Annotated in this window: 39 protein-coding genes and 1 pseudogene; 4 read left to right on the forward strand and 36 right to left on the reverse strand. The window is 51.5% G+C overall.

The window, feature by feature from the left end:
• Nucleotides 1–25: 25 nt before the first annotated feature.
• Together KYK14_RS02935 and dapF are read right to left on the reverse strand one after the other, a co-directional pair.
• On the reverse strand, nt 26–589 hold the full coding sequence (locus KYK14_RS02935) for a GNAT family N-acetyltransferase (protein WP_185281330.1): 564 nt from the start codon (nt 587–589) through the stop codon (nt 26–28).
• A gap of 128 nt (nt 590–717) precedes the next feature.
• Nucleotides 718–1,527, reverse strand: coding sequence for a diaminopimelate epimerase (gene dapF / locus KYK14_RS02940; RefSeq protein ID WP_219156786.1), 810 nt, complete (start codon nt 1,525–1,527; stop codon nt 718–720).
• A gap of 50 nt (nt 1,528–1,577) precedes the next feature.
• On the opposite strand from dapF, the gene KYK14_RS02945 reads away from it, so the two are divergent.
• The 3 genes from KYK14_RS02945 to KYK14_RS02955 all read left to right on the forward strand — a co-directional run bounded on the left by KYK14_RS02945 (nt 1,578) and on the right by KYK14_RS02955 (nt 4,641).
• Nucleotides 1,578–2,459: a class I SAM-dependent methyltransferase gene (locus KYK14_RS02945; protein WP_219156790.1), complete on the forward strand. Its 882-nt coding sequence runs from the start codon at nt 1,578–1,580 to the stop codon at nt 2,457–2,459.
• Between the two features lie 97 nt (nt 2,460–2,556).
• Nucleotides 2,557–3,504 carry a Ppx/GppA phosphatase family protein gene (locus tag KYK14_RS02950; RefSeq protein WP_219156792.1) on the forward strand — a complete coding sequence of 316 codons (948 nt, stop codon included), beginning with the start codon at nt 2,557–2,559 and terminating at the stop codon, nt 3,502–3,504.
• Nucleotides 3,505–3,579: 75 nt separating this feature from the next.
• Nucleotides 3,580–4,641, forward strand: coding sequence for an Ldh family oxidoreductase (locus KYK14_RS02955; protein ID WP_185281334.1), 1,062 nt, complete (start codon nt 3,580–3,582; stop codon nt 4,639–4,641).
• Between the two features lie 78 nt (nt 4,642–4,719).
• On the opposite strand, the gene KYK14_RS02960 is transcribed toward KYK14_RS02955, so the two are convergent.
• Entirely contained in the window at nt 4,720–5,559 is an 840-nt protein-coding gene (locus KYK14_RS02960; protein ID WP_208309111.1) for a murein L,D-transpeptidase catalytic domain family protein, read from the reverse strand.
• 611 nt (nt 5,560–6,170) lie between these two features.
• Between KYK14_RS02960 and hscA the strand changes: the two genes are divergently transcribed.
• On the forward strand, nt 6,171–8,030 hold the full coding sequence (gene hscA / locus KYK14_RS02965) for a Fe-S protein assembly chaperone HscA (protein WP_219156794.1): 1,860 nt from the start codon (nt 6,171–6,173) through the stop codon (nt 8,028–8,030).
• A 141-nt stretch (nt 8,031–8,171) separates the two neighbouring features.
• Here hscA and KYK14_RS02970 read toward each other — a convergent pair whose 3' ends face one another.
• The 33 genes and pseudogenes from KYK14_RS02970 to rpsJ all read right to left on the reverse strand — a co-directional run bounded on the left by KYK14_RS02970 (nt 8,172) and on the right by rpsJ (nt 26,519).
• On the reverse strand, nt 8,172–8,633 hold the full coding sequence (locus KYK14_RS02970; RefSeq protein ID WP_219156796.1) for a hypothetical protein: 462 nt from the start codon (nt 8,631–8,633) through the stop codon (nt 8,172–8,174).
• 54 nt (nt 8,634–8,687) lie between these two features.
• Entirely contained in the window at nt 8,688–9,002 is a 315-nt protein-coding gene (locus KYK14_RS02975) for an FtsB family cell division protein (protein ID WP_185281338.1), read from the reverse strand.
• Nucleotides 9,003–9,164: 162 nt separating this feature from the next.
• The gene (eno, locus tag KYK14_RS02980) at nt 9,165–10,436 is read right to left on the reverse strand and encodes a phosphopyruvate hydratase (RefSeq protein ID WP_185284346.1); all 1,272 of its coding nucleotides are present in this window, start codon (nt 10,434–10,436) and stop codon (nt 9,165–9,167) included.
• 195 nt (nt 10,437–10,631) lie between these two features.
• Nucleotides 10,632–11,231, reverse strand: coding sequence for a 50S ribosomal protein L17 (gene rplQ, locus KYK14_RS02985; protein WP_185281339.1), 600 nt, complete (start codon nt 11,229–11,231; stop codon nt 10,632–10,634).
• 204 nt (nt 11,232–11,435) lie between these two features.
• Nucleotides 11,436–12,425, reverse strand: a complete 990-nt coding sequence (locus KYK14_RS02990) for a DNA-directed RNA polymerase subunit alpha (protein WP_185281340.1) — start codon at nt 12,423–12,425, stop codon at nt 11,436–11,438.
• A gap of 151 nt (nt 12,426–12,576) precedes the next feature.
• On the reverse strand, nt 12,577–13,182 hold the full coding sequence (rpsD, locus tag KYK14_RS02995; RefSeq protein WP_185281341.1) for a 30S ribosomal protein S4: 606 nt from the start codon (nt 13,180–13,182) through the stop codon (nt 12,577–12,579).
• A 140-nt stretch (nt 13,183–13,322) separates the two neighbouring features.
• Nucleotides 13,323–13,715: a 30S ribosomal protein S11 gene (gene rpsK, locus KYK14_RS03000; RefSeq protein ID WP_185281342.1), complete on the reverse strand. Its 393-nt coding sequence runs from the start codon at nt 13,713–13,715 to the stop codon at nt 13,323–13,325.
• Between the two features lie 70 nt (nt 13,716–13,785).
• Nucleotides 13,786–14,163: a 30S ribosomal protein S13 gene (gene rpsM / locus KYK14_RS03005; RefSeq protein ID WP_185281343.1), complete on the reverse strand. Its 378-nt coding sequence runs from the start codon at nt 14,161–14,163 to the stop codon at nt 13,786–13,788.
• An 18-nt stretch (nt 14,164–14,181) separates the two neighbouring features.
• The gene (gene ykgO / locus KYK14_RS03010; protein WP_034256541.1) at nt 14,182–14,298 is read right to left on the reverse strand and encodes a type B 50S ribosomal protein L36; all 117 of its coding nucleotides are present in this window, start codon (nt 14,296–14,298) and stop codon (nt 14,182–14,184) included.
• 110 nt (nt 14,299–14,408) lie between these two features.
• Entirely contained in the window at nt 14,409–14,627 is a 219-nt protein-coding gene (infA, locus tag KYK14_RS03015; protein ID WP_185281344.1) for a translation initiation factor IF-1, read from the reverse strand.
• A 4-nt stretch (nt 14,628–14,631) separates the two neighbouring features.
• On the reverse strand, nt 14,632–15,402 hold the full coding sequence (map, locus tag KYK14_RS03020; RefSeq protein WP_219156798.1) for a type I methionyl aminopeptidase: 771 nt from the start codon (nt 15,400–15,402) through the stop codon (nt 14,632–14,634).
• A gap of 5 nt (nt 15,403–15,407) precedes the next feature.
• Nucleotides 15,408–16,724: a preprotein translocase subunit SecY gene (secY, locus tag KYK14_RS03025; RefSeq protein WP_219156799.1), complete on the reverse strand. Its 1,317-nt coding sequence runs from the start codon at nt 16,722–16,724 to the stop codon at nt 15,408–15,410.
• Between the two features lie 13 nt (nt 16,725–16,737).
• A complete protein-coding gene (gene rplO, locus KYK14_RS03030) occupies nt 16,738–17,187 on the reverse strand; it encodes a 50S ribosomal protein L15 (protein ID WP_219156801.1) in 450 nt (149 codons plus the stop codon).
• Between the two features lie 14 nt (nt 17,188–17,201).
• The gene (gene rpmD, locus KYK14_RS03035; RefSeq protein ID WP_185281348.1) at nt 17,202–17,381 is read right to left on the reverse strand and encodes a 50S ribosomal protein L30; all 180 of its coding nucleotides are present in this window, start codon (nt 17,379–17,381) and stop codon (nt 17,202–17,204) included.
• A 6-nt stretch (nt 17,382–17,387) separates the two neighbouring features.
• Entirely contained in the window at nt 17,388–17,915 is a 528-nt protein-coding gene (rpsE, locus tag KYK14_RS03040; protein ID WP_185281349.1) for a 30S ribosomal protein S5, read from the reverse strand.
• 4 nt (nt 17,916–17,919) lie between these two features.
• Nucleotides 17,920–18,270, reverse strand: coding sequence for a 50S ribosomal protein L18 (gene rplR, locus KYK14_RS03045; protein ID WP_185281350.1), 351 nt, complete (start codon nt 18,268–18,270; stop codon nt 17,920–17,922).
• Nucleotides 18,271–18,279: 9 nt separating this feature from the next.
• Nucleotides 18,280–18,834: a 50S ribosomal protein L6 gene (rplF, locus tag KYK14_RS03050; RefSeq protein WP_185281351.1), complete on the reverse strand. Its 555-nt coding sequence runs from the start codon at nt 18,832–18,834 to the stop codon at nt 18,280–18,282.
• 18 nt (nt 18,835–18,852) lie between these two features.
• Nucleotides 18,853–19,251 carry a 30S ribosomal protein S8 gene (gene rpsH / locus KYK14_RS03055; protein ID WP_185281352.1) on the reverse strand — a complete coding sequence of 133 codons (399 nt, stop codon included), beginning with the start codon at nt 19,249–19,251 and terminating at the stop codon, nt 18,853–18,855.
• Nucleotides 19,252–19,431: 180 nt separating this feature from the next.
• On the reverse strand, nt 19,432–19,701 hold the full coding sequence (gene rpsN, locus KYK14_RS03060; protein ID WP_187320299.1) for a 30S ribosomal protein S14: 270 nt from the start codon (nt 19,699–19,701) through the stop codon (nt 19,432–19,434).
• Nucleotides 19,701–20,255, reverse strand: coding sequence for a 50S ribosomal protein L5 (gene rplE, locus KYK14_RS03065; RefSeq protein WP_208309544.1), 555 nt, complete (start codon nt 20,253–20,255; stop codon nt 19,701–19,703). The genes rpsN and rplE overlap by 1 nt, the downstream gene beginning before the upstream one ends.
• A gap of 39 nt (nt 20,256–20,294) precedes the next feature.
• Nucleotides 20,295–20,534: pseudogene (gene rplX, locus KYK14_RS03070) on the reverse strand (50S ribosomal protein L24); the annotation flags it as partial.
• Between the two features lie 3 nt (nt 20,535–20,537).
• Nucleotides 20,538–20,906 (reverse strand): 50S ribosomal protein L14, encoded by a 369-nt coding sequence (gene rplN / locus KYK14_RS03075; RefSeq protein ID WP_185281355.1) that lies wholly within the window; start codon nt 20,904–20,906, stop codon nt 20,538–20,540.
• 1 nt (nt 20,907) lies between these two features.
• Nucleotides 20,908–21,201, reverse strand: coding sequence for a 30S ribosomal protein S17 (gene rpsQ / locus KYK14_RS03080; RefSeq protein ID WP_219156805.1), 294 nt, complete (start codon nt 21,199–21,201; stop codon nt 20,908–20,910).
• Nucleotides 21,202–21,204: 3 nt separating this feature from the next.
• Complete coding sequence (gene rpmC / locus KYK14_RS03085) at nt 21,205–21,417, reverse strand: 50S ribosomal protein L29 (protein WP_185281357.1); 213 nt, start codon at nt 21,415–21,417, stop codon at nt 21,205–21,207.
• Nucleotides 21,418–21,423: 6 nt separating this feature from the next.
• Nucleotides 21,424–21,846, reverse strand: a complete 423-nt coding sequence (gene rplP, locus KYK14_RS03090) for a 50S ribosomal protein L16 (protein ID WP_185281358.1) — start codon at nt 21,844–21,846, stop codon at nt 21,424–21,426.
• Between the two features lie 39 nt (nt 21,847–21,885).
• Complete coding sequence (gene rpsC / locus KYK14_RS03095) at nt 21,886–22,731, reverse strand: 30S ribosomal protein S3 (RefSeq protein WP_185281359.1); 846 nt, start codon at nt 22,729–22,731, stop codon at nt 21,886–21,888.
• Nucleotides 22,732–22,736: 5 nt separating this feature from the next.
• Nucleotides 22,737–23,204, reverse strand: coding sequence for a 50S ribosomal protein L22 (gene rplV, locus KYK14_RS03100; RefSeq protein ID WP_185281360.1), 468 nt, complete (start codon nt 23,202–23,204; stop codon nt 22,737–22,739).
• A gap of 1 nt (nt 23,205) precedes the next feature.
• The gene (rpsS, locus tag KYK14_RS03105) at nt 23,206–23,484 is read right to left on the reverse strand and encodes a 30S ribosomal protein S19 (protein ID WP_185281361.1); all 279 of its coding nucleotides are present in this window, start codon (nt 23,482–23,484) and stop codon (nt 23,206–23,208) included.
• A gap of 3 nt (nt 23,485–23,487) precedes the next feature.
• Nucleotides 23,488–24,315 carry a 50S ribosomal protein L2 gene (gene rplB / locus KYK14_RS03110; RefSeq protein WP_185281362.1) on the reverse strand — a complete coding sequence of 276 codons (828 nt, stop codon included), beginning with the start codon at nt 24,313–24,315 and terminating at the stop codon, nt 23,488–23,490.
• Between the two features lie 30 nt (nt 24,316–24,345).
• Nucleotides 24,346–24,633, reverse strand: a complete 288-nt coding sequence (rplW, locus tag KYK14_RS03115; protein WP_185281363.1) for a 50S ribosomal protein L23 — start codon at nt 24,631–24,633, stop codon at nt 24,346–24,348.
• On the reverse strand, nt 24,633–25,271 hold the full coding sequence (gene rplD / locus KYK14_RS03120) for a 50S ribosomal protein L4 (protein ID WP_219156806.1): 639 nt from the start codon (nt 25,269–25,271) through the stop codon (nt 24,633–24,635). The genes rplW and rplD overlap by 1 nt, the downstream gene beginning before the upstream one ends.
• A gap of 6 nt (nt 25,272–25,277) precedes the next feature.
• Complete coding sequence (gene rplC / locus KYK14_RS03125) at nt 25,278–25,898, reverse strand: 50S ribosomal protein L3 (protein WP_185281365.1); 621 nt, start codon at nt 25,896–25,898, stop codon at nt 25,278–25,280.
• Nucleotides 25,899–26,213: 315 nt separating this feature from the next.
• Nucleotides 26,214–26,519: a 30S ribosomal protein S10 gene (gene rpsJ / locus KYK14_RS03130; protein ID WP_185281366.1), complete on the reverse strand. Its 306-nt coding sequence runs from the start codon at nt 26,517–26,519 to the stop codon at nt 26,214–26,216.
• Between the last annotated feature and the right edge of the window lie 7 nt (nt 26,520–26,526).

Here is a 26,526-nt window from a genome sequence, read left to right on the forward strand (position 1 = left end):
AGGGCAATTCCGTGGGCTTTTTCCGCTACTGTTTAGCTTTTTCCTCAAATGCTGCTTCGGGGGATGCGGGTGCCGTGAGCACCCGCTGAAATTCTACGGCATCGTCCCAGCTAGTGGGCGTGCGCAGCCAGTCGCGCCGGACGCCCACGCGCCGGAAACCCGCCGCCCGAAACAGGCGCAAACTGGCCGTGTTGCGCGCCGATACGGTGCAGTACAACTGGTGCAGGCGCAAGGTATGGTAGGCGTAGTCGAGCACTAGCTCCAGGGCCGCCAGCGCAAAGCCCTGCCGCCGCTCGGTAGCCAGTATGGTGATGCCTACCCCCGCGCGTTGGTGCAAGGGGTCGTAGTTGAAAAAATCAAGCGTGCCAATGGGCCGCTCATCTTCGGTGGCACAAATCACCAGGCGTAGCTGGCGCACCTCGTGCCAATCGGCGGCGGCGTGGTCGAGGTAGCGGCGCAGCATGTAGCGCGACACGGGCGCCAGCGTGTCAGATACACCCCAAATCACGGGGTCGTTCTCGAGTTGATACAGAAAGTCTAAATCGGATTTTTCCAGCGCCCGCAAGCTCACTAATGGACAACGCAGCATCAACTCAAGATAGAAATTCGCGAATAGAGACTAAACTATGGTAATAAAACGAGCCAAAAGAACGTCATTTCTTCTCTTTGCTTAATGCGCAACATGGTCGAAAGGACGTTCTATTCAAACAAGCCGAGCTACGCTATTTCGATGGTTCCATCGAACACGCGGGTAGCAGGACCACTGAGGTAGATATCGGTAAACGAGCCATCGGGGTGCGACTGGAAGCCCACGCGCAGGTCGCCGCCAGGCGTGCGCAGGTGCACGGGGCTGCTGGCACCGCGCCGCGAGGCGGCTAACGCTACGGCCGTTACGCCGGTGCCGCAGCTTTGGGTTTCGTCTTCTACCCCCCGCTCGTAGGTGCGTACCTGCCAGGGCGCATCAGGCGCGCTAGGTTCTTCCACGAAGTTGACGTTGGTGCCTTTATCGGCGTAGAGCGCGCCATAGCGCACGGCCCTACCCTCAGCAAACACATTGAAGGCAGCCAAGGACTCAGCGGGTAAGAACCGTACGAGATGGGGCGAGCCGGTATTCAGAAATACACCGTCGTGAGCTGCTACTTCTTCTTGCCCGGCTACGTCCTGCATGCGCAGGTGCACGGTGCCGTCGGCGTCGATACTGGCCTCGTGGGGTCCGTCGGCGGCCAGGAAACGGGCGGTGGCATCAATTACGCCTACCTGGCGGGCAAAGGCTACGGTGCAGCGTCCGCCGTTGCCGCACATAGAGCCCAGGTGCCCGTCGGCATTGAAGTACACCATCTCGAAATCGTACTCGGGATGCAGACGCAGCAAAATCAAGCCATCCGCCCCAATGCCGCGGCGCCGGTCGCAGAGGCGGTGCACGAGTTGGTGGTTGGCGGCGTCGAACTGATTGGCCCGGTCATCTACCATCACGAAGTCGTTGCCGGTGCCTTGGTACTTGAAGAAGGAAAGCTGCGTGGTCGTCATGTTGCAAAGATACGGCGCGGCGTTCTACCCTACTCCCTACCTTTGTGGCTATGTACTCTTTCCTTACCACCGGCACCTGGCCTGACTACGAACTGCTGGACGCAGGCAACTTCGAGAAACTGGAGCGCTTCGGCCAATACATTCTGGCCCGACCCGAGCCGCAGGCTATCTGGGATCCGCACCTGCCGGCCTCGGAGTGGCAGCGTGCCCATGCTGCTTTCACCCGCGAGAAAGGCAGCCAGGAGCGCGGCCAGTGGAAGCTGAAACCCAGCATGCCCGAGCAGTGGATCATCAATTACGACCAGGGCGACCTGCACCTGAAATTTCGGTTGGGTTTGTCGTCGTTCAAGCACGTGGGGCTGTTTCCGGAGCAGGACCCCAACTGGCGTTTTATATTCGAGCAAACCAAAAAGCGCCGTGCCCCTACCCCGCGGGTGCTGAACCTGTTTGCCTACACGGGTGCCGCTACCCTGGCCGCCCGCGCCGCCGGTGCCGACGTGACGCACCTGGACTCGGTGAAGCAAGTAAATTTCTGGGCCCGCGACAACATGGAAGCATCGGGCATTGACGGTGTGCGCTGGCTGGTGGAAGATGCCATGAAGTACGTGCGCCGCGAGGTGAAGCGGGGCAACAAATACCAGGGCCTGATCTTGGACCCGCCCGCCTACGGCCGCGGCCCCAACGGCGAAAAATGGCAGCTGGAAGACGAACTGAACGAGATGCTCAAGCTCTGCCGCGAGTTGCTAGACCCACAAGATCATTTCTTTCTGATCAACCTGTATTCGCTGGGCTTTTCGGCGTTGATTCTGGACAATCTGACCACCGCCATCTTCGGCGTGTCGGCTGGGCAGCGCGAAATCGGGGAAATATACCTGCACGACCAAGGCCAGCGCAAGCTGCCGCTGGGCACCTTCTGCCGATTTGCTACGTAGGGGCGCGTTGCGCGCCCCTCGTTGAACAACTGTTACTTTGTCCTGTCCCTAGCCAAAACGCACCCAAAAACAATGGGTGCGTAACGTGCCCCTACCTATGCACCCAACCCGCCACCGTCGCCTTGCCCTGATTGATATGGGCACTAATACCTTTCACCTGCTGATTGTGGAGCTGCCCGAGGCTGCGCATGTAGCGCCCAAAACGTTGCTGAGCACCAAAGCCGGCGTGAAGCTGGGCGAGGGCGGGGTGAGCAAGGGCGAGTTGCAGCCCGCCGCCATGGACCGTGCCCTGCATACGCTACAAGGCTTCAAAGAGGAAATAGAACTGCACCAAGTAACCGAAGTGCGCGCCACTGCCACCAGCGCCGTGCGCGTGGCCCGCAACGGCCGCGAGTTTGTGCAGCGTGTGTTCGAGGAAACGGGCATTCAGGTAGACGTTATCGACGGCGCCCGCGAGGCCGAGCTGATTGCCTACGGCATCCGGCAGGCCGTGCCACTGGGTAGTACTCGCCATTTGCTGATGGACATTGGCGGCGGCTCGGTGGAGTTTATCATTGCCGATGCCGATACCATTTTCTGGAAGCAGAGCTTCGAGATTGGCGGGCAACGGCTGCTGGACCAGTTTTTCCGCCACGACCCCCTCCTACCCTCTGATATTGCCGACGAGCAGGCCTACTTGGCTACCGCGCTGGCGCCCCTCACGGCGGCCGTGCAGCAGCACCAGCCCACGGTGCTGGTGGGTTCCTCGGGCACCTTCGATACGCTGGCCGACATGCACGCCGCCCGTGTGGGCGAGCCGCGCCCTACCCCACCGCCGGCTACTACCCTCTCCACAGAGAGCTTCTACGAAAGCTACCGCCTATTCCGCACCCTGGACAATGCCGGCCGTCGTGCCCTACCTGGTATGCTGCCTATGCGTGCCGATATGATTGTGGTGGCCAGCGTCCTCATCGACTACGTGCTGCAAACCTATAGTCTCACGCAGATTATTGCCTCGGCTTACGCTTTGAAAGAAGGCATGCTGGCGGAGATGTTGGCGTCATAGCAACCTTGTCATGCTTCGACTCCGCTACGCTGCGCTTAGCATGACGTTCTTTCACAGAAATAGCTTCACAACCACATGACCTTCTCCTACAACCATCTTTTCACCTTCACCGAAAACGTGTTCCGCAGCATGGGCTGCCCGGAGGCCGATGCGACCCTAGCCACCGAAAGCCTGCTGGCGGCCGACTTGCGCGGAGTAGACTCGCATGGTGTGGCGCGGCTGATTGGCTATGTGCGACTTTGGGAAGCCGGCCGCATCAACCCTACCCCCCGCGTGGGCGTCACCTACGAAACGCCCAGTACGGCCGTGGTGGATGGCGACGGAGGCCTGGGCCTGGTGGTAGCGCCCAAGGCCATGGAGGTGGCTATTGAGAAAGCACGCGTGGCGGGCACGGGCTGGGTATCGGTGCGCAACTCCAACCACTTCGGTATTGCGGGCTACCATGCCATGAAGGCGCTGGCGCACGATATGATTGGGCTGGCCATGACCAACGCCTCGCCCCTGGTGGCTCCTACCCACTCCCTCGACCGACTGCTGGGCACTAACCCCATTGCCGTAGCCATTCCGGCCGCCGAGCAGCCCGACTTTGTGGCGGACTTTGCTACCACTACTGCTGCCAACGGCAAGCTAGAAATTCTGCAACGCAAGAACCAACCCGCCCCTACCGGCTGGATTCAGGACAAGGACGGCAACGTATCAACCAACCCGAATGAGCTAAAGGATGGTGGCGCCCTGCAACCGCTGGGCGGCGAAACCGGCTCGCACAAGGGCTACTGCCTGGGTAGCGTGGTCGATATTTTTTCGGCAGTGCTCAGCGGAGCCAATTACGGGCCGTGGGTGCCGCCCTTCGTGGCGTTTCTGCAACCGCCTGCCGATCCGGTGGGCCAGGGCATTGGGCACTTTTTCGGGGCGATGCGCGTAGACGCCTTCCGCCCCGCCGACGAGTTCAAAGCACACATGGACAATTGGATTTCCACCTTCCGCAACGCCCGCGCCGTGCCTGGCCAGCAAGTGCTTATTCCTGGCGACCCAGAGCGCGAATCGTCGACCAAGCGGCTGCTGGAAGGCATTCCGCTTCTCGACCCCGTGGTGAAAGACTTGGAAACTGTAGGGCAGAAGTTTGGGATTACTTTGTAAAAACAACCTGTGCTACCAACGCAAACAGCCGCCGCGAATTTTTCGCAGCGGCTGTTTACGATTAGGGGTAGTCCGAAATTAAATCAGTTGTCCTGTATTAGAATTTGCAGCGGCCAAGGCCTGTGCGGCTACGTTTTGATCAAGGTAGTGTGAACTGTAAGAAGCATCATTGCCGTTCAAAAACAAGCACGTATGCCCGCCTACTGCATCAATAATCTGTGCGTATTGGTCCATGGGTAGGGCCGGGCAACCCAGGCTGCGACCCAAACGGCCATACTGCCGGATAAAGTCTTCGCTCACATAATCAGCGCCGTGCATCACAACGGAGCGCTTCAGCGCATTGTCGTTGTAGCCTTCATCGAGGCCTACCAGCTTCAGAGAGCGGCCATGTTTACCCACGTACTCAGCCTGCGTCACATAGAAACCCAAGCTGCTCATGTTCGACTCGTTTTCGTTGGAAAAGTTGGTCGCCATGTTTTCGCCAGAGTTGTGGCCGTGCGCTACCAGCGTGTGGAAAAGTACTTGCTTGCTGTCCAGGTCCAGCACCCACAGGCGCTTTTCGGTGGAGGGTAGGCTGAAATCGATAACCGTCAGGCGGTCTTTCTCACCCAGCTTATCGGCTTTTTTTAGGTTGAGGTAGCCGGTCATAGCTTTCTCAAACACACCGAATTGCATACCCTGCGCTTCCAAGTTCATATCCTGATACAGCTTGTCGAACCGCTGATTCAGGAAAGTGGCGCGCATCTCCTCGGCCGTGGGTAGGGTTTGGTGCGTACGAGCGCGCGCCAGCGTTTTGCTGACGGGTGCCGCTACCGGCGTGGCCAGAAACAAGGCGGCCACAAAAGGCATAATTCGACGCGTGAGCCGCTTGGCCCGGCGCTTCAGTCGCTGACGATGTACTACACTCGGCTTTTCCATTGGGAGTAAGGTTCTTACTGGAAGAAAAAAGCACCAACACATTTGCCTGGTGCTTATCTGCTCCTATACGAACAATGTTAATGGATGATTCAGTTTCCGCCTACTTCATTTTATTAGGACGACACTATATTGTCATGGCATCTTCCAGAGGCCTTTTCGACTAGCTTCGCCACCAAAAAATTTAGAAAGACGCGCCTGTATTCAGCTTCATGTAAAACGGCCACCCACCATACGATGCAGCTCCCACACAGGGGCAATTTTGCCGCATAGCTGGCCTTTAGTCTCGAACCATGCCTGGTTCCACTTGCTATTGAACAAGTTCGCGACCCAGGCCCCTACTTGGAAGCGGCGCAGTATAGCTCAGCACTACTTCTGAAATTCTAATCATTAAGTAATCTGGCACCTTCTGTTTCATGGTAGGGTAAGCACAAGGAAAATGCTTCCCTTTGGGAATATCACCCCGAGATTGACCAACTGCCCAACTACCCCGGCGTTGTTTCTTCGTTACTTTTGCGCGCCCGCACCGGTTCTTTTATTCGTATAGGTAATCAAACACCTATACTCCTACCGTTCGCCTCATCGCGCGCTTGGCGCGCTGCTTTTCGCATCTTATGGCTAAAGTCGCAATCAACCTCTCCACCGGGAGCCTGCAACAGGAAGAAATTATTGTTGGAATTGATCTGGGTACTACCAATTCGCTGGTGGCCTACATCCACCCGGAAACCCGCCAGCCCGTGGCCATCAACGACCAGGGCCGAGGCACTATTGTGCCGTCGGTGGTGCACTTCCCGACCGATGGTACCGCGCCTATTGTGGGTACCGAGGCCAAGCAATATTTGCTTACCGACCCGCAGAACACGATTTACTCGGTAAAGCGCCTGCTAGGAAAAGCCTATCAAGACCTAGGCAACCACGCCGACCAGCTGGGCTACAAGATTATCGATGATAATTCGGAAGGCTTAGTACAGGTACGGGTAGGTGAACAGTTCTACTCGCCCATCGAGTTATCGGCGGAGATTCTGAAGGAGTTGCGCCAGCGCGCCGAGCACGCTCTGAAAACGCCCGTTAACCGCGCTGTTATCACCGTGCCGGCTTATTTCAACGACTCGCAGCGCCAAGCTACCCGCGACGCGGGCCGTTTGGCAGGCTTGGAGGTGCTACGTATCGTAAACGAGCCTACCGCCGCCGCACTGGCTTACGGCATCGGTCTCTCGCCCGACGAGGAAAAAACTGTGGCCGTTTATGATCTGGGAGGTGGCACGTTTGATATCTCAATTCTGCGCATTCAGCAAGGCATTTTCGAAGTGCTAAGCACCAACGGCGACACCTACCTCGGTGGCGACGACCTCGATCAGGCCATCTACCACTACTGGGCTACCGAGTACCAGCTCTCTCCCCTGTTGTTCCAAAACGTAACGGCTCAGCAGCAACTTCGCCTGTTGGCCGAGCAGGCCAAACGCCACCTCAGTCAAAACGACGAGTTTGAGGTGATATTTGATGAGGTGCGCCTACCCTTAAGCAAGGCGAAGTTCAATGAGCTAATCACACCTCTGGTGCGCCGAACAATGGATGCTTGTCAGCAGGCCTTATCCGACGCGAAACTCACCCCCAAAGACCTGGATGCGGTGTTGCTGGTAGGCGGCTCTACCCGTGTGCCCTTGGTATACGATTCTGTATCGGCCTTTTTCCAACAGCCCGCCAATAATTCGCTGCACCCCGATGAAGTGGTAGCCTTAGGGGCCGCCATTCAAGCCGACATCTTGGCCGGCAACCGCCGCGACGTGCTGCTACTCGACGTAACGCCCCTCACGCTGGGCATCGAAACCATGGGCGGTTTGATGGACTCCATCATCCCGCGCAACTCCAAGATTCCGACCAAGGCTGGCCGCCAGTATACCACTTCTGTGGATGGGCAAGTCAACCTCAAGGTATCTGTGTACCAGGGCGAGCGAGATTTGGTGAAGGAAAACCGCAAGCTGGGAGAGTTCGTGCTGAGCGGCATCCCGGCTATGCCCGCCGGCCTACCCAAGGTAGATGTCAACTTCATCTTGAACGCCGACGGTATTCTGAAGGTAGAAGCTATTGAACTACGCTCAGGCGTCAGCCAACAAGTCGAAATCAAGCCCCAGTACGGCCTCACCGACGAGCAGGTAGAGAAAATGCTTATAGACTCGCTCACCTATGCCCGCGACGATGTATCGGCCCGCATGGTGATTGAGGCCCGCACCGCCGCCGACCAGCTGCTGTATCAGGTAGAGCGGTTTGTCAACAAGAATTTGCAATACCTCGAGGAAACGGAAATCACCCAAACGGCGGCCCTCACCGAAGTCCTGCGCGAAAGCCTCGCCACCAACGACAAGGATACCATCCTGAAGGCCATGGACACGCTGGAAGAATACACCCGCCCCTTCGCCGAGCGCGTGATGAACATTTCTATCAAACAAGCTATGTCGGGCAAGAAAATAGAGTAGGGAACACTGTCATCCTGAACGTAGCGGAGCGTAGTGAAGGACCTTATCACGTCAGGACGAGTCGTTAGCACGTCAGTCGTTCTAGCGTGATAGGGTCTTTCACTGCGCTCCGCTACGTTCAGGATGACAGTGTTTCCTACTCTATTTTCTTTTCTGTTTCTGCGGCGCCGGCACCATCCCAAACGTCAGCACCTGAGTAGCGGTCGAATCTCGGAAGCTAACGTCTAACAGCACCTGCGGCTTTGGCCGAAGCGTGTCGCTGGCAAAGTGGAATTGGTAGAACGGATGCGCCTTCTGATCGTCGCCAATGCGAAACCCTAGCTTGTAGAGCGTGATGCGCGGCCCAAACCGCTTTCCTTGCTCATACAGTACGCGGCTATCCGTACGGAACTGAGCGGTAGTCAAGCGTTGGCGGGTTTCGGGCGTCAGGAGGGGGTAGGCGTCGCGGTATTTGCCTTGCAACACCGTCAGCAAGAACTTCCGCGTCAACTGCACTTGCGACGCTTTTTTAGGAGGTAGCTCCGCTGCCAGCAGCAAGCTGCCACAAACGAATAATAGACAGGTAAAAAGAGCTGTTCGCAACAACTGGGTAAAATAGACCATGTCCCTGTTACTGCAAAAGCCGGTGCTGCGTTGGCTGGCACCGGCTTTTGCGGCTTATTCTTCCTCCTGCGGCACTAGAATGAACACGTCTTCTCCCGGCCGTTTCATGATGTACTTTTCGCGGGCAAATTTTTCTAGCAGTTCAGGGCTACTCAATAGTTCGGCGCGGTCCTGCTTTACCTGCTCAATATTTTTAAGGTAGTAATCACGCTCGGTTTGCAAATCGCGCCATTTGGCGTACATATCGTATTGCTTCACCAGGTCATTGGCATCGAAGACGAACATCCACACCAAAAAGCCCATTCCCGCCAAGAAGTAGAAACTGCGCAAAAAGCGGGGCACACGGTGAAATACGTCGAGCAGGCTCATAGCAAGTAGAACAAGGTAGGAAACGCACCAAAGCAGGCGCCTACCACAAATATCAAGATTTCAGTTGATACCGCTCACAACAAAAACGGCACCGCCGCTCGAAAGCAACGGTGCCGTTTTCATGGAATCAGTGAAATTCTGCCAAGCAGCAGAACCCGTGATTTACATTTTTTTGCCGGGGAAGTAAGCAGTTTCGCCTAGTTCTTCCTCAATACGGAGCAACTGGTTGTACTTAGCCATACGGTCGGAGCGCGAAGCGGAGCCCGTCTTAATCTGACCTGTGTTCAGCGCTACAGCCAGGTCAGCAATAGTGCTGTCCTCCGTCTCACCCGAGCGGTGCGACATGATGCTCTTGTAGCCATTGCGACGGCCCAGGTTCACGGCATCAATCGTCTCGGTCAGGGTACCAATCTGGTTTACCTTGATGAGGATAGAGTTGGCAATCTTCTCGTCGATACCACGCTGCAAGCGCTCTACGTTGGTCACAAACAAGTCGTCGCCTACCAACTGGGTAGTCGAGCCGATGCTGTCGGTCAGGCTCTTCCAGCCGCTCCAATCGTCCTCGTCCATACCATCCTCAATGCTGATGATGGGGTACTTCTTGGTCCAGTCGGTCCAGTAAGCTACCATCTCCGAAGAAGTCAGCTTATCGCCGGTGCTCTTCTTGAAGTGGTAGTGACCATCAGAGTAGAACTCTGATGCCGCGGCGTCCATGGCAATCATTACGTCGTCGCCAGGCTTGTAGCCAGCTGCCTCAATAGCCTGCAACACTACTTTAATAGCGTCTTCGTTGGATTTGATGTTCGGTGCGAAACCACCTTCGTCACCCACGTTCGTGCTCAGTCCCTGCTTTTTCAGCACGTTTTTGAGGTTGTGGAAGATTTCAGTGCCCCAGCGCAGCGCTTCCGAGAACGAAGGCGCACCGACTGGCATGATCATGAACTCCTGAAAGTCGATGGAGTTATCGGCGTGCGAGCCGCCGTTCAGAATGTTCATCATGGGCACGGGCAGCGTATTAGCCCCTACCCCACCTACATAGCGGTAGAGTGGCATACCGGCATCCTGCGCCGCCGCACGAGCAGCAGCCAGCGATACGCCCAAAATGGCGTTGGCACCCAGGTTTGCCTTATTCGGTGTGCCATCCAGCTCGCGCATGATTTTGTCGAGCAGCGCCTGTTCATACACCGAGAAACCAATCAGTTCTTCTGCAATCTTGGTATTCACGTTGTCCACAGCCTTCAGCACGCCTTTGCCCATGTACTTCGACTTATCGTCGTCGCGCAGTTCTACGGCTTCGTGCTTACCCGTGCTGGCACCCGAAGGCACAGCAGCCCGACCAGTAGCGCCAGAATCTGTCGTCACGTCTACTTCCACGGTAGGATTGCCGCGAGAGTCAAAAATCTGCCGAGCGTGAATGGAGGTGATAATGCTCATGTTGAAAAGTATGAGAGGTTGAAAAGTGGTAGGGTAGCCGCCAGCTGTTGAGCGAAACAGCAGCAAACGGGGTGTTTCGGTGGGCCAAGGTAAGAAATTCGACAGGGAAGCTGTACTCTTCTTATCCATGCCGTGTAGGCAAACAACAAAAAAGGACTGGCTTGCGGCCAGTCCTTTTCGTTTCAGAGCAGTTGCTTACGAAGCAGCTTCTTCGTCACGCTCCTGTGCTTCTTCGCGGCTTTCACCTTCTTGCACAGTGGTGGTAGGGGTATCTTCGGGAGCCGAAACTTCCACAGTAGCATTCGGAGCAATAGCTTCACCGCTTACTTCAGTGGCGCTGGTAGTGGTATCGTCGGTAGCTTTCTTACCACCACGACGCGAACGGCGGGTAGTTGTCTTAGCTTCACCGGCGTTCTTCGCCTCTAGTAGCGTTTCATTGTAGTCTACAAGCTCAATGATGCACACTTCAGCGTTGTCGCCCAGACGGTTCTGGCTCAATTTGATGATGCGGGTGTAACCACCCGGACGGCCAGCAATTTTAGCCGCTACGTCGCCAAACAGTTCTTTGATGGCTTCTTTGCTTTGCAAGGTAGCAAATACGGTACGACGCGAGTGCGTAGTATCATTCTTCGCCTTGGTCAGCAGTGGCTCTACAAACTGGCGCAGGGCTTTAGCCTTCGCTACCGTCGTGGTCAGACGCTTGTACTGAATCAGCGAAATTGCCATGTTCGACAGCATCGCATTGCGGTGGGACGTAGTACGACCCAAGTGGTTGATAGATTTACCGTGACGCATAAAAAAGAGAAAATGTAAGCTTGCGGATGCCGGCCACGGCGGGTAAGCAGCTTCGCTGCCTCCACATTAGTACCGACGCCCCTCAGGGCTTACTGGTTGAAAAAAGTGAGTGTTTTGTAACAAGTAAATAGCCGAATGGCCGAACCGCTGGCGGTATACTCATCGAGCAACCTCTTAACAGTCCAGCCATTCGGCTATTCAATACTAGTCTTCGTCGAGGCGATATTTGCCCAGATCCATCCCGAAAGTCAGACCTTTCTCCTCAACGAGGTTTTCCAGTTCCGTCAACGACTTCTTACCGAAGTTGCGGAACTTCATCATGTCGCTCATGTCTAGCTGCACCAAATCGCCCAGCGTTTTGATGTCGGCAGCCTTGAGGCAATTGTAAGCGCGTACGCTCAAGTCCATATCTGCCAATGGCGTCTTCAGAACCTTGCGCATGTGCAGCGTCTCTTCATCCACAGTTTCCTCTTCCTCGGGCTTAGCCGATTCGAAAGTCATTGTGTTATCAGAGAACAACATGAAATGCTGAATTAGAATGTTGGCGGCACCTTTCAGTGCTTCCTCCGGATGGATTGAGCCGTCGGTTTGAATCTCAACCAACAAACGCTCATAATCCGTCTTCTGCTCTACGCGGGTATTTTCAATGCTGTATTTCACGTTTTTGATAGGCGTGAAAATCGCATCAATAGCAATCTGGCCGAAAACCTGATCAGTCGGCTTGTTCTCTTCAGCTGGCACGTAACCACGGCCTTTCTGAATTGTGAACTCGAACTCGAGTTCCGTACCTGGGTCAACGTGACAAATCACCAGATCCGGATTCAATACCTGAAAACCGCTGGTGAAGTTGTTAATATCGCCCGCCGAGAAAGTTTCCTGACCTTTGATGCGCACCGTGATTTTATCCTCAATGGCGTCGCTCACCTTCTTGAAGCGAACCTGCTTCAGGTTCAGAATGATTTCGGACATGTCCTCAATCACACCTTCAATAGTCATAAACTCGTGCAGAACGCTACTGGTGCGTACCGACGTGATGGCGTAGCCCTCCAGCGACGACAGCAGGATGCGGCGCAGAGCGTTGCCGATCGTGACGCCGTAGCCTTTCTCCAGCGGTTTGAATTCAAACGTTCCGTAAAAGTCGTCTGATTTCTCCATCACGACCTTTTCCGGCATTTGAAAAGCTAAGATTGACATAAGTGGGGCTTTATATGTAGTGTGTATGAGTAGTAGGTAGCAAGACCACAAACAAGTTGTTTACGTCCTACTACCTACTACTCAGTACTCAAATCCATTAAATACAACGAAGAAAATCGAATGAACGCCCCAGCCATAGCCAGGGCAGTTACTACTTCGAGTACAGCTCGACAATGAGCTGTTCAGTGATTTTCTCCGGAATCAGTTCGCGGGAGGGAGCATTTAGGAATTTGCCTACCATCTCTTTGCCATCCCACTCCAGCCACGAGAACTGACGCGAGTTGCGCACGCTCAAGCTATCGGTGATGGTTTCCAACGACTTCGATTTTTCACGAACACCCACTACGTCACCAGCGCGCAGCTTGTAAGAAGCGATATTCACGATTTCACCGTTTACCGTAATGTGCTTGTGCAATACCAATTGACGAGCAGCACGACGGGTAGGTGCAATGCCGAAGCGATACACTGTATTATCAAGACGCGATTCCAGCAGGGCCAACAGGTTATCACCTGTAATGCCGGGGAGAGTAGCAGCCTTGTGAAATAGGTTTTCGAATTGCTTCTCCAACACGCCATAGAGGTATTTCACCTTTTGCTTCTCCATCAACTGGATAGCATATTCCGATTGCTTCTTACGGCGGCCACGACCATGCTGGCCGGGGGGATAGTTCTTTTTGTTGAGTGCCTTGCTCGGGCCGAAAATCGGCTCATTGAAGCGACGGGCAACTTTGGTTTTAGGACCGGTATAACGTGCCATTTCGGGGTTATTGAGTTTTACTGGGGGTTGAACCGCGTGTGTCGGGCCTCTCGAATGTGCCTTGCAGGGGTGAAAAGCTGCATTAGAAACCCGACACGGAGGGCAAGCCAACGCCAAGCGTCAGCTGCCAGTTCATTATATCAGACGCGACGACGTTTAGGAGGACGGCAGCCGTTATGGGGCAGCGGCGTCACGTCGCGGATGGTCGTCACCTCAATACCCACGTTCTGGATAGTACGAATAGCCGACTCCCGGCCCGAACCCGGACCTTTTACGAATACTTCGGCTTTGCGCATACCTAAGTCATGCGCTACTTTGCCGCAATCCGTAGCTGCCATTTGAGCAGCGTAGGGAGTGTTCTTCTTCGAACCACGGAATCCCATCTTACCAGCCGATGCCCAAGAGATTACCTGGCCATTGTTGTTGGTGATGGAGATGATGATGTTATTGAACGAAGCCTTTATATGTACTTGGCCGGTCTGTTCAACCTGGACAACGCGCTTCTTGGCTTTGTCTTTTCTCTTTTGTGCCATTTGGTTATCGCAAAATATGCGGAAGTTGTTGAAGCTATATATTACTGCTAGCTCCGATTTCCGCTACTGGTTATTTAGTAGCCTTTTTCTTGTTGGCAACCGTCTTACGCTTACCCTTACGGGTGCGCGAGTTGTTCTTGGTACGCTGACCACGAACCGGCAAGCCTTTACGGTGACGCAGACCACGGTAGCAACCAATATCCATCAAACGTTTGATGTTTAGCTGCACTTCCGAACGCAGTACACCTTCCGTTTTGTGTTCGGAAGCAATAATGCTACGGATTTCACCAGCTTCATCTTCAGTCCAATCTTTCACCTTCTTATCCAGCGAAATGCCAGCTTTGGTAAGGATCTTCTGTGCAGAAGAACGGCCGATGCCGAAAATATACGTCAGGGCGATTTCGCCCCGCTTGTTGTCCGGGATATCTACCCCTGCAATACGAGCCATGTTGTAGTATCTGAGTGCTTAACCTTGCCGCTGCTTATAACGCGGGTTTTTCTTGTTGATGACGTAAAGCTTGCCTTTGCGGCGAATCACTTTACAGTCAGCGCTACGCTTCTTTACGGACGCTTTGACTTTCATGAGTGTGGAAACTTAGGGTCTATGAGACATGAGGCCTTAGAAAGACCCCGAATTCTAGAAAAGTGGTGCAAAAGTACACAACTTCCTGAAATTCTGAGTCTCTAAGACCCTTATTTATAACGGTAAACGATTCTACCTTTCGACAGGTCGTAAGGAGACATTTCCAACTTCACCTTATCCCCTGGCAGAATCTTAATGTAGTGCATCCGCATCTTACCCGAGATATGGGCAATTAGCTGGTGACCGTTTTCCAATTCCACGCGGAACATGGCGTTGGACAGTGCTTCCAGAATGACTCCGTCCTGCTCAATGGAGGATTGTTTTGCCATGTGGCTATTGTAAAGCTTTTTCTATGTACTCAAAGGAGGTCAATACCTCTGCTTTGTCTTTTCTAACAACAACTGTGTGCTCAAAGTGCGCTGAAGGCATTTTATCCTTCGTACGGATAGTCCAGCCATCCCTTTCTTGCACAATTTGCTTGGTACCTAAATTGACCATTGGTTCAATGGCAATAACTAAACCTGTCTGTAACTTAAGGCCAGAACCACGCTTACCATAATTAGGGACCTCAGGACGTTCGTGTAACTTTTTACCCACACCATGCCCCACAAGTTCTCTAACTACGCCATAGCCCTGTTTCTCAACATGCTGCTGTACAGCGTAGCTTATGTCACCCATGCGGTTACCAGCTACTGCTTGTTCGATACCAAGATAAAGTGATTCCTTGGTTCGCTGCAACAACGCCAATATCTCAGGAGTAACATTGCCTACAGGGTAGGTGTAAGCGCTATCGGAATGGTAACCGTTAAGAAAAACGCCGCCGTCTACAGAGATTATATCTCCGTCCTTTAGCGTATAGTCACTAGGGAAGCCGTGTACTACGACTGAGTTGGGTGATATACAGAGACTGAAAGGGAAATCGTTATAGCCCTTAAAGGAAGGTATTCCACCATTATCACGGATGAACTCCTCGGCACGCTGGTCCAGTTGCCGTGTAGTTACTCCTTCTCTGATAATCTTAGCTACCTCTCCATGAGCTTGAGCCAGTACTTTCGCACTGGCTCTCATTAACTCTATCTCTTCTTCTGTTTTGTAAATTATCATTAGAACTATGAAGCCAGAGCGATATTCTGCGAACGGCCTCTTACTTTACCACTTTTCATCATGCCATCATATCGTTGCATGAGTAAGTAGCTTTCTATTTGATTCAATGTATCCAATACTACCCCTACCATGATAATGAGGGAAGTACCACCATAGAAAGCTGAAAAGGGCCTTGTTACGCCGAGTAATAAAGCGAAAGCAGGGAAAATGGCAATCAATGCAAGAGCTACTGCACCAGGCAATGTAATCCGCGTTAGTACCTCATCAATATACTCCGAAGTATCTCGTCCAGGCTTCACACCAGGTACAAAGCCTCCACTACGCTTCAGATCGTCCGCAATTTGATTAGGATTAACGCTGATAGCAGTGTAGAAGTATGTGAAAACGATGATGAGGGTAGCGAAGACTAGATTATACTGCCAAGAAGTGTAATCTGAAAACTTTAGCCCAATATAACTTGCAGTATCACTCTCATTTTGCCAGACTGATGCCACAATAGCAGGAACAAACATTAGTGATTGCGCAAAAATGATAGGCATTACGCCAGCTGCATTCACCTTCATTGGGATGAACTGACGTTGTGCATTTAACTGCGATGTACCACCAATTTGTTTAGCGTATTGAACTGGAATACGACGAACAGCCTGAGTCAATACAATGACAGCCATTACCACCAGGAACAAAACAACTAACTCAATCAAGAAAATAAGAGAACCTTGCATACGCTTGGCTGCTGCTTCTCCAATTAAAGCACCTGGTAGACGCGATACAATCCCGATCATAATAATCATGGAAATACCGTTGCCGATACCTTTATCGGTAATCTTTTCACCCAGCCACATGCAAAACAAAGTGCCAGCTGTGATTACTACCATTGTAGTAATAGTGAATAGTAACCCAGGATTAGTTATCGCTTCTGCGTTGATAGTTGCAATGAACCCGACTGATTGGGCCATTACAATTGGTATTGTTAGAAAACGCGTATACTGGTTTATCTTCTTCCGTCCAGACTCTCCTTCTTTCTGTAGCTTCTGGAAATAAGGGACAGCAATAGTCAGAAGTTGCAGTACGATAGATGCCGAGATATACGGCATAATACCTAATGCAAAGATGGAAGCATGACTAAATGCTCCTCCTAACAAGGTGTCCAAAATGCCAAAAAGGCCTTGAGCACCTTGTTTCAATTGGGTTGGGTCTACCCCTGGCAAAACTACATAAGAGCCAAGCCGGTAGATAGCAATGAAAAAAACAGTATTGAGGATCCGAGTTCTCAGATCCTCAATTTTGAAAATATTCTTTATCGTCTCGATAAACTTTTTCATTGCTTAGTATGCTTTACAGCGTCACAGCTTTGCCCCCAGCCTTTTCAATAGCTTCAACAGCCGATTTTGAGAAAGCATGAGCATGAACTTCTATGGCTTTGGTGATTTCACCACGACCTAGAATTTTTACTTTGGCGTTTTTAGATACCAAACCAGCATTCACGAAATAAGCAGCATCTAAAGTAGAGGCAGTGCTATCTTTCTCAGTGAGTGAAGCCAGAACATCAAGGTTGATGCTCTTGTATTCCACACGGTTGATATTCTTAAAACCAAACTTAGGTACCCGGCGCTGAAGGGGCATTTGACCACCTTCAAAACCCGACTTTTTGGAATAACCCGAACGGGACTTGGCACCTTTATGACCACGCGTCGACGTGCCGCCGCGGCCGGAACCCGTACCACGACCTACACGCTTTTCATTGCGGGTAGCACCAACGGCGGGTTTTAGATTGCTGAGATTCATATCCGACTTATTGCCTAAAGTTCTGTTACTTCTACAAGGTGCTGCACTGCAGCTACCATACCAGCAATTTGAGGAGTATTTTCAACTTCCTTTGTACTGCCAATTTTGCCCAGACCAAGAGCCTGAACAGTGCGCTTCTGACGCTCAGGGCGGTCAATAACGCTTTTCACCAAGGTGATTTTAATCTGTGCCATCTCTGCTTAGCCGTTAAATACTTGCTGAAGGCTGATTCCACGCTGTTGTGCAATCTGCAACGGGTCCCGCATTTTAGCCAATGCATCGAAGGTAGCCTTCACTACGTTATGCGGATTTGAAGAGCCTTTTGACTTTGCTAGCACGTCTTTGATGCCAGCGCTTTCAAATACAGCACGCATAGCACCACCAGCAATTACGCCAGTACCTGCAGCAGCAGGCTGTACTAACACGAAACCACCCGAATACTTACCTTCCATTACGTGCGGTACAGTATGCTTATACAGCGGCACCTTTACAAGATTTTTCTTAGCGTCGTCGATGCCTTTGGCAATAGCGTCAGTTACCTCATTGGCTTTGCCAAGACCGTAACCTACTACTCCGTTGCCATCGCCTACTACTACAATAGCTGAAAAGCTGAAGCGGCGACCACCTTTTACTACTTTGGCGACGCGGTTGATTGCAACCACTTTCTCCTTAAGGTCGGTTTCGTTAGCACGAACAACCTTGTTGTTATCTCTATTCTCTTTGGACATTGTCTTAGAAATTCAGCCCGCCTTCACGCGCGCCATCTGCCAGTGATTTTACGCGGCCGTGGTAGAGATAACCGGAACGGTCGAATACCACTTTCGTAATGCCTTTACCTTGAGCACGGGAGGCAAGCTCTTTGCCTACTGCGGCAGCAAGGGCGACTCCGTTGCCCCCTTCTACCGAAACGTGCTTCGAGGAAGCAGACGCCAACGTGTGACCAGTAGTATCGTCAATAATCTGGGCATATATGCCTGTATTGCTACGAAACACTGATAAACGTGGGCGCTCGGACGTGCCAGCAACCTTTGTGCGGATGATGCGCTGGATCCGTTTTCTTCTAGATGCTTTATCGAAAGCCATGATGTGAAATTATTTCGAAGCCGTTTTACCAGCCTTACGACGAATTTGCTCGCCCACGAAGCGCACACCTTTGCCTTTGTAGGGCTCAACTTTGCGCAGCGAACGTATTTTAGCAGCTACCTGACCAAGCAATTGCTTATCAATGCTGTTTAGTGTAACGATTGGGTTCTTACCTTTTTCCGTAACAGCAGTGGCAGTTACTTCTTTCGGCAAAGCCAAGAAAATATTGTGCGAATATCCCAAGGCAAGTTCTAGCGTATTACCAGCAACAGTGGCTTTGTAACCAACACCTACCAGTTCTAGCTTCTCCTCAAACCCGTTACTAACACCTTGGATAGCGTTGTTAATGAGTGAGCGATACAAACCGTGCAACGCTTTGTGACGCTTTTGCTCAGTGGGACGCTCTACGACCAATTGGCCATCAACAGTAGAAACCGTAATATCTTGATCAACCGGTGTTACCAGTGTGCCTTTCGGGCCTTTCACGGTTACCTGGTTTTCGTTGTTTACATCAACCTGAACACCAGTGGGCAGGCTAATAGGCAGTTTACCAATACGTGACATAGTCTCGGCTCCTTTCGGTTAGTAAACGTAGCACAGCACCTCGCCGCCCACATTCTCGTTCTTAGCTTCTTTTTCTGTCATTACACCTTTCGAGGTTGACAGAATAGCAATACCCAAACCGCTCAACACACGAGGCAAATTCTCTACGTGTGCATAAGTCCGTAGACCTGGCGTGCTTACGCGCTGCAACTTAGTAATTGCAGGTTGCTTGGTAGTTGGGTTATATTTCAGAGCGATTTTAATCGTACCCTGCACCGACGAATCATCAAAACGGTAGCTCTGAATATACCCTTTATGGTAGAGTACCTTCGTAATCTCCTTTTTAATGTTGCTGGCCGGAATCTCTACTACCCGGTGGTTTGCCTTAATGGCATTGCGCAACCGGGTCAGGTAGTCGGCAATTGGATCTGTATTCATTTGACTATTAGAGCGAGTCCCTGTTTTTTAGAGAGCCGCAAAGATAAGAAAATTTCACCATTGCTCAAGGCAACTTTGAAATTTTCAAGTTAAGACTGCTTGGCTCGGCTGTCTGGGCTCGGCCAAAGGTTTCTTAGGCAAAGAAGGCTGGATAGCTATAAAACTACCCAGCCTTTCTATTTACCAGCTCGATTTGGTTACGCCGGGAATTTTACCAGCGAGAGCCATTTCACGGAAGCGAACACGACTGATGCCAAATTTCCGCATGTAGCCACGCGGACGGCCGTCAATCATATCGCGGTTATGTAAACGAACAGGAGAAGCATCGCGAGGAAGCTTATCTAACCCTTCGTAATCGCCAGCGGCTTTGAGAGCAGCACGTTTCTCAGCGTAGCGAGCAACAGTGGCGATGCGCTTACGCGCTCTTGCTTTTGCGGATTCTTTAGCCATTAGCTTTGTTTCTTGGCGTTTGTAAACGGCATACCGAAAGCTTTGAGCAGTTCATAGCTTTGCTCATCATTTTCAGCTGTCGTTACGAAGGTGATATCCATACCTGAAATCGATTTAATCTTATCAATAGAGATTTCAGGAAAAATGATTTGCTCCTTTATGCCCAAGGTATAATTACCGCGGCCATCGAAGCCTTTGTCATTAATACCTTTGAAGTCACGTACGCGGGGTAGTGCAACAGTCAATAGACGGTCCAAGAACTCATACATCCGCTCACCACGCAGGGTTACGCGAGCACCAATAGGCATTCCCTCGCGGAGTTTGAAGTTAGAAACTGAACGCTTTGCGATAGTAGGTACTGCTTTCTGACCAGCAATGGTCGTCAGCTCTTCCACACCGTTATCTACAAGCTTCTTGTCAGCAACTGCTGCGCCAATACCGCGGTTAATGCAGATTTTAGTGATACGTGGCACCTGCATAATGCTCTTGAATTGGAATTTCTCCTGGAGCGCGGGTACTACTTCTGCTTGATATTTTTCTTTGAGTCGAGCCATTGTCGTAAAGCCAAATTAGGCGTTTGTCGTTGCAATTGGCTGCACGTTGCTCACGTGAATCGGTGCCTCAATTTTGGTAATACCCCCTTGAGGGTTTTTTGCACTAGGCTTATTATGCTTAGTTACCAAATTTAGGCCTTCAACGATTACACGTTGCGTAGAACGGTTCACCGATTTAATCACACCGGTTTTGCCGCGCTCATCACCAGCAATCACCTTCACAGTATCGCCAGTTTTAACGTGCAGTTTAACAGGCTTTGCTTTCGTTTTCGTTGCCATTGCTTAGAGAACTTCAGGAGCCAGTGAAACAATCTTCATAAACTGCTTCTCACGCAGTTCGCGGGCCACGGGGCCGAAGATGCGGGTGCCACGAGGCTCATTATTATTATTGAGCAATACAGCAGCATTGTCATCAAAGCGAATATACGAACCGTCCTTGCGACGTATCTCTTTCTTTGTGCGTACCACTACTGCCTTGGATACAGTGCCTTTTTTTGCGTTGCCAGAAGGAATAGCTGACTTAATAGCTACTACAATCTTATCACCAACGCTAGCATATTTCTTACCCGTACCACCTAAGACACGGATGCAGAGCACTTCTTTAGCGCCGCTATTATCGGCGACGGTCAGACGGGATTCTTGCTGGATCATCTTACTTAGCGCGCTCTAGAATTTCTACCAATCTCCAACGCTTGTTCTTGCTCAGTGGACGGGTCGACATAATGCGAACCGTGTCCCCTTCACCACATTCGTTGTTTTCGTCGTGTGCCATGAACTTAGTGGTCTTGGACACAAACTTACCATAGATCGGGTGCTTCTGTTTAATTTCCACAACTACCGTGATGGACTTATCCATCTTGGAGCTGGAAACGCGCCCGATGATTTCCTTGCGCATGTTGCGCTCAGGTGCGCCGGCTACCGGCTGCTGTGCTGCGTTGCTTTCCATCGTTTATTTAGCAGTTTGGTTGGCCTGCTCGTTCTCGCGACGGGTCAGCTCCGTCAGCAGACGGGCTACGTTTTTGCGGCTGTGCTTCAGGCGAACCGGGTTTTCCAAAGGAGATATAGCATGCGCAAAGCGCAATGACTGCCCGTTGGTCTGTTCGGTTTTGATTTGCTCTTTCAGCTCTTCCAGCGAAAGGGCGCGGATATCTGCGTTCTTCATCTTGTCTTAGCTTTCTACGTAGTCGCGACGAACAACAAACTTGGTCTTAACCGGCAGCTTCTGCGCGGCCAGACGCAGCGACTCCTGCGCTACTTCTAGTGACACCCCGTCCGATTCGAACATGATGGTGCCGGGTTTAACTACAGCTACCCAATATTCAGGTGAGCCCTTACCCTTACCCATACGTACCTCAGCAGGCTTCTTCGTAATAGGCTTATCAGGGAAAATACGGATCCAAACCTGACCTTCACGCTTCATTGCGCGGGTCATAGCAATACGAGCAGCCTCAATCTGGCGTGCCGTAATCCAAGCCTGCTCTAAAGACTTGATAGCGAATGAACCGAAATCGATAGTGCTGCCGCGATGGGCGAGGCCGTGGATGCGACCCTTCTGCATCTTCCGATACTTAGTTCTTTTCGGCTGTAACATGAGTTATACGAAAAAAAGATTCGAGATGAGAAAAAGGGCCTAGCGACGAGGGCCGCCACCCTGACCACCACGGTTTCCACCAGCTTGGCCTCCACGACGGTTACCGCCTTGGCCACCACGGTTTTCACCACCACGGTCATTACGGTCGCCACGCTCACGACGAGGGCCACGGTCACCACGGTCACCACGTGGGCCACGGTCGTTGCGGCTTTCACCATTACCAGGGTTAGTTGGCTGTTGGTTAGGCGACAAATCAGGCTTGCCGAAAACTTCGCCACGCATGATCCACACTTTGATACCGATCTTGCCGTAAACCGTTTGAGCTTCTGACAAAGCGTAATCGATATCCGCACGCAAAGTGTGCAGAGGCGTGCGACCTTCTTTGTACTGCTCAGAGCGAGCAATTTCAGCGCCACCTAAACGACCGCCACATTGAATTTTGATGCCTTCAGCACCAACCCGCATAGCAGCTTGGATAGACATCTTCATGGCGCGACGGAAAGAGATACGAGCCTGCAATTGCTGTGCAATGCTTTCTCCTACCAGTTTCGCATCAAGTTCAGGACGCTTAATTTCGAAGATGTTGATTTGAACGTCTTTGCTAGTAATTTGCTTCAGCTCGTCCTTAATCTTATCAACCTCCTGACCCCCTTTACCAATTACAACACCTGGACGAGCCGTATTAATTGTAATGGTAATACGCTTCAGCGTACGCTCGATTACGATACGGGAAATGCCGCCTTTCGGAATACGAGCAAGAATATATTTACGGATTTTTTCGTCCTCAACCAGCTTATCGGCAAAATCTTTACCGCCGTACCAGTTAGAGTCCCATCCTTTGATGACTCCCAGACGGAAGCCGGTTGGATTTACTTTCTGTCCCATAGTGCTTATGCGGTAACCTCAGCTTGATTTGCGGTCGATTTCTTAGACGAACGACGGGTAGCTTTTGCGTCACCCGCGTTACCAGTTGTTTCAGCAGCCTGCTTAGCGGCAGCTTTGCTGCCTAAAGGCTCAACTTTCGTATCAATAATCAACGTTACGTGGTTGCTACGCTTACGAATACGGTGACCGCGACCTTGAGGGGCAGGACGTAGACGCTTCAACTGGCGACCTTCGTCAACAAAGATTGTCTTGATATAAAGATTAGCATCTTCGATACGCTCGTCTTCGTTCTTTTGCTGCCAGTTAGCTAGAGCTGACAGGAGCAATTTTTCGATTTTTGCGGCGCCCGAATTAGCTTCAAACTTCAGCAGGCCTAAGGCACGAGTCACTTTCTGACCACGAACCATGTCGGCTACCAAGCGCATTTTACGCGGCGAGGTAGGAACATTACGGAGTTTAGCTACTGCTTCCATCTTAGCGCTTGCCTTTATCTTTCTTGGCTACGTGGCCACGGAAGTTACGCGTAGGCGCAAACTCACCGAGCTTATGACCGACCATGTTTTCGGTCACGTATACCGGAATAAATTTATTGCCGTTGTGTACGGCGAATGTGTGGCCAACGAAATCCGGAGAAATCATAGAGCGGCGCGACCAAGTCTTCACCACTGATTTCTTACCGGCTTCATCCATTGCCGTTACTTTCTTCTCGAGCCGAAAGTCAATGTACGGCCCTTTTTTTAGCGAACGTGCCATTGGTTATTTCTTGCCTTTACGGTTAACGATGAGCTGCTCGGAGTACTTGTTCTTATTACGGGTCTTCTGTCCTTTTGAGAAGATACCGTTACGGCTGCGCGGGTGACCACCTGACGACTTGCCTTCACCACCACCCATTGGGTGATCGACAGGGTTCATAGCTACACCACGAACGCGGGGACGACGGCCTAACCAACGGTTACGACCAGCCTTGCCTAGACGCACATTCATGTGGTCACCATTCGAAACAGTGCCTACTGTAGCCATGCAGGTAACCAGTACCATGCGCATTTCACCAGAGGGCAATTTCAAAGTAGCATACTTGTCTTCGCGAGCTACAAGCTGCGCGTAAGTACCTGCTGAACGGGCCATAGCAGCGCCGTTACCAGGCATCAGTTCAATATTGTGTACAATTGTACCGAGTGGCATTTCACGCAGAGGGAGCGTGTTGCCTACTTCAGGTGCTACACCAGGGCCCGAAACAATCGTAGCACCTACTGTCAAGCCGGCGGGCGCGATAATATAGCGCTTTTCACCGTCAGCGTAGTTTACGAGTGCGATACGGGCAGTGCGGTTTGGATCGTACTCAATCGTCTTCACCGTGGCTGGAACACCAGCTTTGTCACGTTTGAAGTCGATAACACGATACTTCGCTTTGTGTCCACCGCCAATATAGCGGTTCGACATCTTACCCGAATTGTTACGGCCACCAGAGTTTTTGAGGGGTGCCAACAGCGACTTCTCCGGCGTCGACGTCGTAATCTCGTCGAATGCCGGGGCGATGCGGAAGCGCTGACCCGGTGATGTTGGTCTTAGTTTTTTGAGTGCCATTACTATAGCTGGTTTGCTCGATCAGAAGGCTTAGATACCGCTGTAGAAGTCGATTACGTCGCCTTCTTTCACCGTTACAATAGCCTTTTTGCCATGAGGACGACGGCCGCTTACGGCACCGCCTTTCGTGAACTTCGATTTTACTTTACCATTCGTGCGGATGGTGCTAATGCCCGTAACCGTCACGCCGTAAAATTGCTCGATGTCCTTCTTGATTTGAACCTTGTTAGCCGTACGGGTCACTTCAAACACGTACTGGCCTTTTTCGTTCAGGCTAGTAGCCTTTTCGGTTACAACCGGTTTTTTCAGCGTGCTCATTATTCAGCAGAGGTGTAAAGTTGTTCTAAAGACTTCAGACCATCTTCTGACAACAGCAGGGTGTCAGTATTCAGTAAGTCGTGCGTATTTAAAGCTACTGGAGCAGCCACGCTTACTTTCTGAAGATTGCGAGCCGACAGAACAACGTTCTTGTCAACTTCACCAGTTACTAACAAGGTCTTCTTGCCGTTATCCAGCTTCAGACCAGCCAAGATGTTCGCGAAATCTTTCGTCTTCGGAGCCGACAGCGTGATGTTCTCTACAAGAGAAATTTTGCCATCTTTCGCCAGTGAGCTGAGAGCAGACAGACGAGCTAGACGTTTGGTTTTCTTGTTAAGTTTGAAGCCGTAATCGCGTGGCTGTGGACCGAAAACACGGCCACCACCGATGAATACAGGCGACTTCATGCTACCAGCGCGAGCACCGCCCGTACCCTTCTGCTTCTTCAGCTTCTTGGTCGTGCCACTTACTTCGTTGCGCTGCTTCGCTTTATGCGTTCCCTGACGTTGGTTAGCCAAGTACTGCTTCACGTCGAGATACATGACGTGCTCATTCGGCTCAAGACCGAAAATAGCGTCCGACAGGGTCACTTTGCGACCAGTGTCTTCGCCTTTAATGTTATATACTGACAGTTCCATCTCGCGTTATTTTTCCAGGACTACGTAAGAGTTCTTCGCGCCGGGAATCGAGCCGCTCACCACAATCAGGTTTTTATCGGCCACGATGCGCATCACCTTCAGGTTCTGCACTTTCACACGGTCGTTACCCATACGGCCACCCATGCGCATTCCTTTGAAAACGCGAGAAGGCCAAGAGCAGGCACCGATGGAACCGGGGTGACGGCCGCGGTTGTGCTGGCCGTGCGTTTGACCACCTACACCGGCAAAGTTGTAGCGCTTCACAACGCCTTGAAAACCTTTACCTTTTGAGGTGCCTACTACGTCTACGAACTCACCTTCTTCGAATAGATCAGCTTTCAACTCGCTGCCAGCCGAATAGCTAGTTACGTCATCAACGCGAAACTCGACGAGCTTCTTCTTGGGAGTAGTACCGGCTTTGGCGAAGTGGCCAGCCAGCGCTTTTGTGGTATTTTTCGCTTTTTTCTCGCCGTAGCCGAGTTGAACAGCGGTATAACCGTCGTTCTCTAGCGTTTTCACCTGCGTCACTACGCACGGACCCGCCTCAATGAGGGTGCAGGGAACATTCTTCCCGTCCGGAGTGAAGAGGCTTGTCATACCGATTTTTTTACCGATGATGCCAGGCATTCTATTGGATGTTTATGAAAAAGACACAGTGAAAACGCCCAAATAGCGTTTTCGTAATGGGAGTGCAAAGCTAAGGAAAGTTTTTGTAAGAAGCCAGCATGTCTCTAAAATATTTCTACACTTACCCTTTCAGGTTATCACTAACAGTCAAATACTTTACTATGGCAGAAACTGTCTTATTCTCTTCTTGATCTCATGATAATACCATCAAGAGAGTAACCCATATTATGTGAGAATTTGCATAAAAAAGGAAGTCCGATCAACTGTAATAGTTGATCGGACTTCACTTCCTAATTAGTCGGAGAAATTAAATCCTCAGACTTTGATTTCAACGTCAACACCGCTAGGTAACTCTAGCTTCATGAGAGCATCCACTGTCTTCGATGAGGTCGAGTAAATGTCTACAAGACGCTTGTAGGTGCAGAGCTGGAACTGCTCGCGTGACTTCTTGTTCACGTGGGGCGAGCGAAGTACAGTGAACTTCTCCTTGTTTGTAGGCAGTGGGATAGGGCCGCTAACAACAGCGCCCGTCGCCTTTACCGCCTTCACAATCTTCTCCGACGATTTGTCCACCAAGTTGTGGTCGTAGGATTTGAGTTTGATGCGAATTTTCTGGTTCATTTCTGTG

The organism is Hymenobacter profundi, assembly GCF_019334315.1.
In the GTDB taxonomy this organism is placed as follows: domain Bacteria; phylum Bacteroidota; class Bacteroidia; order Cytophagales; family Hymenobacteraceae; genus Hymenobacter; species Hymenobacter profundi.